The sequence below is a fragment of the Nitrosomonas sp. Nm34 genome (assembly GCF_900113925.1).
Taxonomy (GTDB): domain Bacteria; phylum Pseudomonadota; class Gammaproteobacteria; order Burkholderiales; family Nitrosomonadaceae; genus Nitrosomonas.
In genome coordinates this window covers 1-9863 of record NZ_FORD01000076.1, presented here as the reverse complement: position 1 = coordinate 9863, position 9863 = coordinate 1, and the positions used below count along the sequence as shown (strand labels likewise).

Here is a 9863-nt window from a genome sequence, read left to right as displayed (position 1 = left end):
TATTGGAAATTTTTCAAGAAGAAAATCCTGTATGGTCGCTACTATGAAACTTTTTCACTTTTCAAAAGTGCTTGCCAAGCTTTTTTTACAGCAACCGATCATTACGAAGCAGAATTACGCACATTATTAACTGATAATTTCCAAACCATTGGCAGCACCTGAGTGCTGAAATTTCATGTGCGATGGGTATAGTAATTTTATTTCGGTATAACAAAGAATAAAAAATACGTCCAAGGAGAACAAAGAAACTATTGTGATGATTTCAAATATAATTGCTGGTGGTCGAGGCTGCAGAAATGTTTTTTATCTGCAGTAATACTTTCACTTCTTGGAATATGTAAGCCGCAATGTGCACAACAAACCATATCTTCGATTTCCTTTTTTGATGCCGCAGATTGTTTTTTGGCTTGTTGAAGGTTTCTAAGGCTCCAATAAATTAAAAATACAATAATAATCAAGATTATCCATTTAGCTATCACAATCTTCAATCCTTGCTTATAAAAATGCATTCATTTCAACTGTCGCAATTTCTGGCTTATATATTAAATTAAATTTGTAGCTTTATGCCGAGCAGACTGCAGAATGTAAGATTAATTTTCTTTATTTTGTAAAAAAATGGGTTCAGAATCAATTTGACGATTTGATTTGAGAGCTATCAGTAGCTCATCCATTTTTGACGATGATTTGATTCCCAGGTATATACTCAAAAAGAGATAGGGGGTAGTTTATTGATTAATTAAAAGCTTATATTAAGAAAAGAAAATTTGGGATAAAACCAGAATTCCAGAGAGTATCAAAAATTAATGGGTTAATTGCAATCTGCAAACTGAATTGCTTGCGTAACATTTCTCAATGCTGAACTATAGTTATTCGATTTCTAATCAAACATAACGCGAAAGCGAGCTGCAGACAAGGATAGATAATACGGCAAGGTGAAGCCAGCAAAGTTCGTTTTGATTTAGAAATAGAATTAGATTCTTTTACTTACTGTAATTTTCTATTCCTTTACAGCCGATATCATGTCTCATCTGGCATCCTTTAAAATGGATTTTGTTTGCGATGTCGTAAGCACGGTTATGAGCCAGCTTAATATTTTCACCTAGTGCAGTGACGCATAATACACGTCCTCCAGCTGTTAAGATTTCATTCTTATCTCGATTACCAAACGTAGTACCTGAATGAAATATATGAAATTCATCCGTAGACATTTGATTAGTCATTATTTCAGTTAAACCAGTGATCACATCATTTTTTTGCGGTGCATCTGGATACCCTTCGGCAGCCATCACCACACCCAATGCAGCCCGTCGATCCCATTCAATTTCAACCTTATCTAAGGTTCCATTCATTGCGTGCTCCAGTAAGATGGTCAGATCACTTTTCAATCGCAGCATAATAGGTTGCGTTTCTGGATCACCTAAACGGCAGTTAAATTCCAATACCTTAACTTCTCCCCTGGGAGTAATCATTAATCCCGCATAAAGAAATCCGGTGTAGATCTCGCCATCACGTGCCATACTTTGTATGGTTGGGGTGATAACTTCACGCATAATCTTGGCATGTAGCGTAGGAGATATTATTTGAGCCGGTGAATAAGCGCCCATGCCCCCTGTATTCGGTCCTCTATTGTTATCTAACAAACGTTTATGATCCTGACTAGTCGCAAGAGGTAAGCCATTTCGACCATCAGACATCACAATGAAGCTGGCTTCTTCTCCTTCGAGATAATCTTCAATTAGAATTCGAGCGCCTGCTTCACCCAATCGGTGTTCTGTCAGTATCGTATCAACTGCTTCATGGGCTTCTGTAAGCGTCATGGCAATAATCACTCCTTTTCCTGCTGCCAGGCCATCTGCTTTAATAACAATCGGAGCTTCTTTCTGATCAATATAATGATGAGCTTCAGATGGGTTATCAAAACTTGCAAATGCAGCGGTTGGAATACTATGGCGCTGCATAAACGCTTTGGCAAAAGTCTTGGATGATTCTAGTTGTGCAGCCTTTTTGTTTGGCCCAAAGATCTTCAGACCTGCAGCGGTGAAATCATCGACAATACCATTCGCTAAAGGGGATTCTGGACCAACGACAGTTAATGCAATTTTTTCTTTCTGAGCAAATACCACTAGATCGGATATTGCAGTGAAAGGGATATTCTCTAATCCCGGTTCGAGTGCCGTACCTGCATTGCCTGGTGCAACATAAACTTTGCTGGCACGTGGAGATTGGCTCAATTTCCAGGCTAATGCATGCTCTCTACCGCCACTTCCGATCACGAGTAATTTCATATGCCAAGAAATAAAAATGAATGAATATTAAAAAATTGCACAAGGCAAAAGAGGTACAGGTGTAATCTGATGATGGATAAGCTCATTCTAGTGCCTAAAATGTCGCACTCCAGTAAACATCATCACAATACCGTGTTCATCGGCTGCTTTAATAACTTCTTCGTCTCGAATACTGCCTCCTGGCTGAATAACGACTCTAGCACCTGCTTGAACAATGACATCTAGCCCATCTCGGAATGGAAAAAAGGCATCTGAGGCAACGGCAGAGTCCATTAAACTTAATCCTGCTTGACTAGCTTTAATTGAAGCGATACGGGCGCTATCGATGCGACTCATTTGACCTGCGCCAATCCCCAGTGTTTGCCCTTGAGCACAAAATACGATGGCGTTGGATTTGACAAATTTCGCGACACGCCAGGCAAATAAGCAATCTTCAATTTGTTGTCGTGTCGGTTGAGCTTTGGAGACTACTTTTAACTGATTTTCTGTGATATTAAGACTGTCCGGTGTCTGCACCAATACTCCACCGCCTACTCGTTTTAATTCATAGCGGTTAGGCTGCATCTGTAATGGTACCGTCAGTACACGAATATTAGGCTTCTGACTTAAAATACTGCTGGCTTCCAGAGAAATTTCAGGTGCGATAATAACTTCAACAAACTGCTTCGAAATGGCCTCGGCTAATTCGGCATCGACCGAGCGGTTAAAAGCAATAATACCTCCAAATGCAGAAGTTGGATCAGTTGCAAAGGCTAGCTTATAAGCGGCGAGAGGGGTATCAGCTATCGCCACGCCACATGGATTGGCATGTTTGATAATGACACAAGCAGGGTGATTAAAGGTTTTTATACATTCCCAGGCTGCATCTGTATCCGCAATGTTGTTATAAGATAATTCCTTGCCTTGTAACTGTGTATAGTTTGCCAGGCTTCCAGGTAGATTTATTGCATCACGATAAAAAGCAGCTTGCTGGTGCGGGTTTTCACCATAGCGCAACGATTGAATGATATTGAAATTGAGATTGAGATGGTCTGGAAATAATTGCTGTTGTTGGTTTGCATCAATGGCTGTTAAATAATGACTGATAGCGCTATCATAACGAGCGGTATGTGAAAAGGCCTTTTGTGCAAACTGAAAGCGACGTGTTAATGCTACTGTGCCATTGCCGGATTCCATCTCACTTAACAAAATTGAGTAATCCTCCGGATCAACAATCACTGTAACATGCTGATAATTTTTTGCCGCTGCCCGAATTAAAGTAGGTCCGCCGATATCAATATTTTCAATCGCATTCTCAAGCGTACAGTCAGCCTGTGCGATCGTCTCAACAAATGGATATAAATTGACAATAACTAATTCAATAGGTGATATCCCGGCATTTTGCATGGCTTGATTATGCTCAGGTAGATCCATTCTAGCTAAGATTCCAGCGTGAATTTTGGGATGAAGCGTTTTTACTCGCCCATCGAGCATTTCAGGAAAATTAGTGTACTCACTGACTTCTGTCACATCTATTCCTGCTTCTTGTAATAACTTGGCAGTACCACCAGAAGAAATGATATGGATTCCAAACTGATGTAGTTTTGTGGCCAGCTCAACAATACCTGTTTTATCTGAAACGCTGATTAATGCTTGTTTTATTGTCATTTCACAAAATTTATTTGATCCGGTGTTTAGCTAATTTATTACGCAGTGTATTTCGATTAATACCAAGCAGTTCCGCTGCCTTGGTTTGATTTCCTTCAGCATAATCCATAGCGAGTTCAAATAATGGCTTCTCCACGCTCTGGATGACCATTTCATAGATTGAACAAGGTCTCTCCCCATCCAAATCTTTGAGATAAGTTTCAATGGATTTACGTATATAGCAGGCAATTTCATTTTCATTAAAGGTATTCATACACCCGTTATTACCTCATCTTCGATATAAGTGAGTCTTTGTCCATAATTAGCAAGTTGATAGAAAAAAGTGTTAGTTGCTGCTAATTGTTCATCTATTGTTTGTAGCTGGTTCATAGTGTGACGAAAGGCAGCCGAACCGATAAGTCCTTTGGTATACCAGGAAATATGCTTACGTGCGATGCGTACACCCGAATATTCCCCATAAAACTTATAAAGGTCATGTAAATGACTAATCAGTACCTGATGTATTTCGGCAACTTCTGGTGTTGGCAGATAATTGCCCGTTTTAAAATAATAATCGATTTCTCGAAAAATCCATGGCCTTCCCTGCGCAGCACGACCGATCATAACAGCGTCCGCACCGGTATATTCCATCACCTGTTTAGCTTTCTCTGGCGTTGTAATGTCACCATTGGCAATAATCGGTATTGTCTTAGTAGAAGCTTTTACTGCGGCTATGGTGTCATATTCAGCTTCGCCACGATAAGCACAAGCCCGTGTACGGCCATGGATAGCTAATGCTTGTATTCCAGCGTTTTCGGCAATGCGTGCTACTGTTACAGCGTTTTTATGCTGAGTGTCCCAACCCGTACGTATTTTTAAGGTTACTGGAATATCAACAGCATGAGTAATGGCATCAAGAATTTTTCCTATCAACGATTCATTCTGCAACAACGCAGAGCCTGCCATCACATTACAGATCTTCTTGGCAGGGCAACCCATGTTAATATCGATGATCTGCGCCCCCTGGTCAACGTTGTAACGCGCTGCCTCAGCCATCATTTTGGGATCGGCTCCAGCAATCTGTACGGAAACAGGCGCAACCTCTCCCTCATGACTCGCACGCCGGCGGGTTTTTTCTGATCCCCATAATAGAGAATTGCTGGATACCATTTCTGAAACCGCCATGCCAGCACCCATGTGCTTACAAAGTTGGCGAAACGGACGATCCGTCACGCCAGCCATTGGGGCAACGATCAGCTTGTTCTTGAGAGCATAAGGACCAATCTGCATGGTGTGACTCAAATTCGATACAGGAATGATGAGAAAATAATATTAATTTTGCCAGCTTTTTAAAAAGCAAAAGATTGAAAAGCAACAGGTCGTAGTATTATGCGATAAATTAACCTCTTGCGCCAAATATCATGCGTCGTGCGACAAAACGTTTAATTGGCGGTAAAGAATCCAATACACTCAACCCCATACCGCAGAAAGTCTGCAGGAGAGGGAGATCGCTTATAAATATTCTTGCTAGAGAATGGGTAAATAATTTTCCCGCATCTCTATCGATCTGTCGTTTATTGGCATACGCTTTCAGCATTCGAGTTAGTCCTATTTCAGAAGTTAAAGCTGAAGACTGAATGGTTTCATGTGCCAGTTCCCAGGCATCACGCAACCCCAGATTAAAGCCTTGCCCAGCAACCGGGTGCAGAGTTTGAGCAGCATTGCCCACAAGGGCTGTTCTACAAGCTATGGTAGGGGAGGCATACTTGAGCACGAGAGGAAAGCCTGAACGCTTCCCAGTACTCATAAATTTTCCTAATCGATCACCAAAATGATGTTGAAGCTGAGTAAGGAAAGTGCTGTCATCTAAGCCTAATATCGCCTCAGCTGAGGAAAATGGAACAGTCCATACCAGTGCAAAACCGTCTCCCGATGGAAGTAACGCTATGGGTCCTTCAGAGGTGAAGCGCTCATACGCTACTCCATTCTGATTAGCAGATGTTTTGATATTAGCCACGATCGCCCACTGGTGATAGGTATGTGTGTGGTAATTTATCCCTTCAATTTGGGTCGCTAGACGCCCCCCATCGGCCAAAACAAGTAGTCTTGTAATGGCTTGCTTATTTACTCCAGCTTGTTGATATTCAATCTGCGCTTGCTTAGGATCTATTTTCATGGTGGTTACCGTTGCACCATCCCGATAATTAACACTATGAATGTGTAGCTGTTGGTGCATAGCTCGATACAAATCATGGTAATTCACCACATACCCTAAAGTCGGTACGCCCGCATCTTTTGAAGTTAATACGGTACGACCAAAGTGGCTTCGATTGGAAATATGAATAGTCGTAATGGGGGTTATTTGTGGTAATGCTGACCAGACACCTAATTTTTGCAAAATCAGATGACTTCCAAAGGAAAGCGCTAATGGACGAGGATCCTTAACTTGCTCGTGTATTCCCTGAGCTTCCAGGAGCAAACTTGGTATTCCTCTTTCATGCAAGCTAATGGCTAGCGACATGCCAACCGGTCCACCGCCCACGATGATAACGTCAAAGTGGTCAACAACCATGGATATAGCCAATGAGGAGAGCGTTCATAAATAACGTACTAGGAAATAGCGCTTGTAACACAATGTAATGCTGTATTTATAATTTAGTTTTACGTTAGCGAGGATAGCACAGGTAATAAATAGAGAGAAATAGCATGTGTTGAGTGATTGAAATATACCAATGGGTCGTTGTAATTTTCTATATTATTCCATTTCCAAATCAAAACTGACTTTGCCGGCTTCACCTTGCCGTATTATTGATACTGTCTGCTGCTCGCCTTCGCGTTATTTTTGATTTGGAAATGGAATTACTTGTCACCAATTCTGGTAGCTAATTAAAAATAATTAGCCTGGCATTATAAGCTTATTTACTTTCTTGCATACTTTTTAGACCTGCTTCTGCACAAATTTCGTCAAAAGATGTGCCTGGCGCACCGCCTACCCCAATTCCTCCCACCACTTCACTATTGATTTTGATAGGTAAACCACCTCCCAAGAGAAGAATATTGTTGGCCATATGATGCAAACCTTGTAATTCAGAATCTTTTGCAGCAATCTGTGCCAATTTTGATGTGGGTAATTTCAAACTAGCAGAGGTGTAAGCCTTGCGAAAACTGCTTTCGATAGTATGCGCACCGGCATTATCCATTCTTACTTGTGCTCGTATTACACCACTTTTATCGACAACGGCTACGGAGACTTGAAAACCATCTCGCTCACATTGTTGCATCGCTGCTGTTACTATCCTATTAGCCAATGATAGGGACAAGAAAGGTTTTTGTTCTTGGATGGCATAAGCAGCAATAGAAAATCCGCTGAGTAGCCATATAAATAAAAATCTTAATTTTATTTTATACATAATGTTTCCGGTGAATTGAATTTTTATTTAAATGGATAAGTATTAAACATTATTTATTTGTTAACAAAAGGCATTATCAGATCAATATTATCGATATGAATAGCATTGTATCATTAGAGATTAAGAAAATTTATCGGCTAGATTGAGAAAAAGGACCTTATTCCAAGAGTATTTTTTATTAAGTTATATCTCGGGTTAGTATAATTTTTAAACTATTCATTTTTATATCCTTTTTTCTAGGAGATGATTATGCAACAACTATTGTTTTACATAATAATGCTCTATGTGCTGGTTCTAAGTGGCTGTGGATATAATACATTGCAATCTACGGATGAACAGGTTAAAGCAAGTTGGTCTGAAGTCATTAATCAATATCAACGCCGAGCGGATCTGATCCCCAATTTGGTTAATGCAGTAAAAGGATTTGCTGCCCAGGAAAAAGAGGTGTTGCTGGAGGTGACTAACGCTCGCGCGAAAGTAAGTAGTATCCAAGCCACACCGGAATTGATCGAGGATCCGGAAGCCTTTTCCAGATTTCAGAGTGCTCAAGCAGAATTATCAAGTACACTTGCACGTTTAATGGTTGTAGTGGAGAACTATCCACAACTCAAATCTGATGCTAATTTCCGTGATTTGCAGGCACAATTGGAAGGTACAGAGAATCGTATAACTGTGGCTCGTAACCGCTATATTAAGGCGGTTCAGGAATATAATGTGACCGTGCGTTCATTTCCGAGCAATCTTACAGCAATGCTATTTAGCTTCCAGGTCAAACCTAATTTTACGGTTGAAAATGAAAAAGAAATCTCCGTTGCACCAAAGGTTGATTTTAATGTGCCAGTGCAAGCCAAGTAATATGAGCCAAGTAATATGAGTATTATTAGCTTTTTTAAATTGCCGCATAATAACATGATTTTTCCAAGAATGATCGGAGTCAATGCCAAATCATTGATGGTGTTCCTATTGTATATTTTTGCCACGCTTTCTTGGGCTGAAATTGAAGTCGCAATTCCTCCGCTTAAAACTCACGTAACTGATTTAACCCATACGCTAACAAAGAGTCAAATCACTCAACTGGAGCAACAGCTAGCAGAGTATGAAATTAAAAAAGGAGCTCAAGTAGCTATTTTGCTCGTGTCAACGACACAACCCGAAACTATCGAACAGTACTCGATGCGGGTAGCTGAAGTCTGGAAGCTTGGGCGTAAAGGAGTAGATGATGCTGTGCTTCTTCTCGTTGCCAAAAATGATAGGACGCTACGCATCGAAGTAGGCTATGGACTCGAAGGTGTGCTTCCAGATGCGGTAGCCAAGCGAATTATCGATGAGTTTATCGTACCGGAGTTCAGGAAAGGAGATTTTGCAGCTGGGATTCAGGCAGGTATTGATCATATTTTAAAAACTATCGAAGGTGAACCGCTGCCACCACCTTCTATCAAGCGTGGCACAGACATATCAGATGAACCAAGTATTATTCTGAACAACATTCTTCCCATTTTACTGCTATCTCTCGTGCTTGGCAGAATGCTGCAGGCTATGTTTGGACGCCTGATTGGGGCTTCCGTTACAGGCACTATTGCTGGTTCAATCGTATGGTTTATTTTCTCCTCCTTGGCAATCGCTATTTTTGTTGCAACAGTCATTTTTATTCTCAGTTTATTTGAAAACACCCATCAGGGAATTTATCGAGGCGGACGTAATAGCTGGCCCGGCGGGGGCAGTTTTGGAGGTGGCGGATTTCGAGGAGGGGGCGGTTTTGGAGGGGGCGGATTTCGAGGAGGAGGGGGTAGTTTTGGTGGTGGCGGTGCTTCGGGGAGATGGTAAATGAATTTCCTGCGGATAATCAGACATCTTCTTCTAGGTCATATCGCGATAAAGCGCATGCTTCCTTCTGCTTCCTTAGCAAGAATTGAACAGGCTATCAAACAGTCAGAGATAAATCATGAGGGTGAAATATTGTTTGCAGTAGAAATTTCACTAAATCTAATCTCTCTACTGAAAAAACAATCTGCACGAGAAAGAGCAATTGATATTTTTTCATTGTTACGGGTATGGGATACGCCGCATAACAATGGTGTGTTAATTTATTTGTTGCTTGCTGATCATGACGTGGAGATTGTAGCCGATCGCGGAATAGAGGCTAAAGTGGATCATAAAGAGTGGGAAAACATCTGTCATGAAATGGAAGCAGCTTTCCAAAAAGGACAATTTGAAGAAGGGATATTGGCTGCCATTAGTACAATTGATAATCAATTGAGAAAATATTTTCCCGTAGCATCAAAAGGAGGAAAAAATGCACTTCCAGATAGACCTGTTATTTTATAAGCATAGTAAGGTTTTTAGTAATAAATAAATGGTCTTAGGAAGTTAAAGCGGGTTTAGACGTAATAATTTAAGAATTTGAAGATAGAGATTATCATGTCGATGATTAAAACGAAATTCGGTTTTTTTCAAGTGAAGATAAAAAGTATGCTCAGGCACGCCATTGAATTTGCCAAACGTCTTTTTGCGAAACTCCAGAAAGATTCGATACCGTTAATAT

At 40.7% G+C, this 9863-nt stretch carries 10 protein-coding genes and 1 pseudogene; 3 read left to right on the top strand and 8 right to left on the bottom strand.

Translation table 11 applies throughout. From position 1 onward, the window contains the following. Positions 1-248 precede the first annotated feature (248 nt). From BM283_RS20695 to BM283_RS15935, 7 genes are all read right to left on the bottom strand, one after another. Positions 249-509 carry a PP0621 family protein gene (locus BM283_RS20695; protein ID WP_090694877.1) on the bottom strand — a complete coding sequence of 87 codons (261 nt, stop codon included), beginning with the start codon at positions 507-509 and terminating at the stop codon, positions 249-251. Between the two features lie 471 nt (positions 510-980). Next, on the bottom strand, positions 981-2285 hold the full coding sequence (purD, locus tag BM283_RS15960) for a phosphoribosylamine--glycine ligase (RefSeq protein WP_090694875.1): 1305 nt from the start codon (positions 2283-2285) through the stop codon (positions 981-983). 87 nt (positions 2286-2372) lie between these two features. Next, entirely contained in the window at positions 2373-3932 is a 1560-nt protein-coding gene (gene purH, locus BM283_RS15955) for a bifunctional phosphoribosylaminoimidazolecarboxamide formyltransferase/IMP cyclohydrolase (protein ID WP_090694873.1), read from the bottom strand. Between the two features lie 10 nt (positions 3933-3942). Then, a complete protein-coding gene (locus BM283_RS15950; RefSeq protein ID WP_046850435.1) occupies positions 3943-4185 on the bottom strand; it encodes a helix-turn-helix domain-containing protein in 243 nt (80 codons plus the stop codon). Continuing rightward, entirely contained in the window at positions 4182-5201 is a 1020-nt protein-coding gene (gene dusB, locus BM283_RS15945; RefSeq protein ID WP_090694871.1) for a tRNA dihydrouridine synthase DusB, read from the bottom strand. Before dusB ends, BM283_RS15950 begins: the two co-directional genes overlap by 4 nt. Before the next feature lie 109 nt (positions 5202-5310). Continuing rightward, positions 5311-6483 (bottom strand): FAD-dependent monooxygenase, encoded by a 1173-nt coding sequence (locus BM283_RS15940; protein WP_090694869.1) that lies wholly within the window; start codon positions 6481-6483, stop codon positions 5311-5313. Between the two features lie 343 nt (positions 6484-6826). Then, on the bottom strand, positions 6827-7321 hold the full coding sequence (locus BM283_RS15935; protein ID WP_090694868.1) for a GlcG/HbpS family heme-binding protein: 495 nt from the start codon (positions 7319-7321) through the stop codon (positions 6827-6829). Between the two features lie 249 nt (positions 7322-7570). Here BM283_RS15935 and BM283_RS15930 point away from each other — a divergent pair, with 249 nt between their 5' ends. From BM283_RS15930 to BM283_RS15920, 3 genes are read left to right on the top strand one after another with little or no spacing between them, the layout of a single operon-like run. Further along, complete coding sequence (locus tag BM283_RS15930; RefSeq protein ID WP_090694866.1) at positions 7571-8176, top strand: LemA family protein; 606 nt, start codon at positions 7571-7573, stop codon at positions 8174-8176. A 15-nt stretch (positions 8177-8191) separates the two neighbouring features. Continuing rightward, positions 8192-9145 carry a TPM domain-containing protein gene (locus tag BM283_RS15925; RefSeq protein WP_254776409.1) on the top strand — a complete coding sequence of 318 codons (954 nt, stop codon included), beginning with the start codon at positions 8192-8194 and terminating at the stop codon, positions 9143-9145. Continuing rightward, a complete protein-coding gene (locus tag BM283_RS15920; protein ID WP_090694863.1) occupies positions 9146-9646 on the top strand; it encodes a TPM domain-containing protein in 501 nt (166 codons plus the stop codon). It abuts the gene before it with no gap. 42 nt (positions 9647-9688) lie between these two features. On the opposite strand, the pseudogene BM283_RS15915 reads toward BM283_RS15920, so the two are convergent. Further along, positions 9689-9863, bottom strand: a pseudogene (locus BM283_RS15915) (IS1595 family transposase); the annotation flags it as partial.

Bases quoted from the DNA above. Each gene is read 5' to 3' on its own strand.
- BM283_RS20695 (WP_090694877.1), bottom strand. From the start codon at position 509: ATGCATTTTTATAAGCAAGGATTGAAGATTGTGATAGCTAAATGGATA.
- BM283_RS15940 (WP_090694869.1), bottom strand. From the start codon at position 6,483: ATGGTTGTTGACCACTTTGACGTTATCATCGTGGGCGGTGGACCGGTT.
- purH (WP_090694873.1), bottom strand. From the start codon at position 3,932: ATGACAATAAAACAAGCATTAATCAGCGTTTCAGATAAAACAGGTATT.
- BM283_RS15920 (WP_090694863.1), top strand. From the start codon at position 9,146: ATGAATTTCCTGCGGATAATCAGACATCTTCTTCTAGGTCATATCGCG.
- BM283_RS15925 (WP_254776409.1), top strand. From the start codon at position 8,192: ATGAGTATTATTAGCTTTTTTAAATTGCCGCATAATAACATGATTTTT.
- BM283_RS15950 (WP_046850435.1), bottom strand. From the start codon at position 4,185: ATGAATACCTTTAATGAAAATGAAATTGCCTGCTATATACGTAAATCC.
- BM283_RS15935 (WP_090694868.1), bottom strand. From the start codon at position 7,321: ATGTATAAAATAAAATTAAGATTTTTATTTATATGGCTACTCAGCGGA.
- dusB (WP_090694871.1), bottom strand. From the start codon at position 5,201: ATGCAGATTGGTCCTTATGCTCTCAAGAACAAGCTGATCGTTGCCCCA.
- BM283_RS15930 (WP_090694866.1), top strand. From the start codon at position 7,571: ATGCAACAACTATTGTTTTACATAATAATGCTCTATGTGCTGGTTCTA.
- purD (WP_090694875.1), bottom strand. From the start codon at position 2,285: ATGAAATTACTCGTGATCGGAAGTGGCGGTAGAGAGCATGCATTAGCC.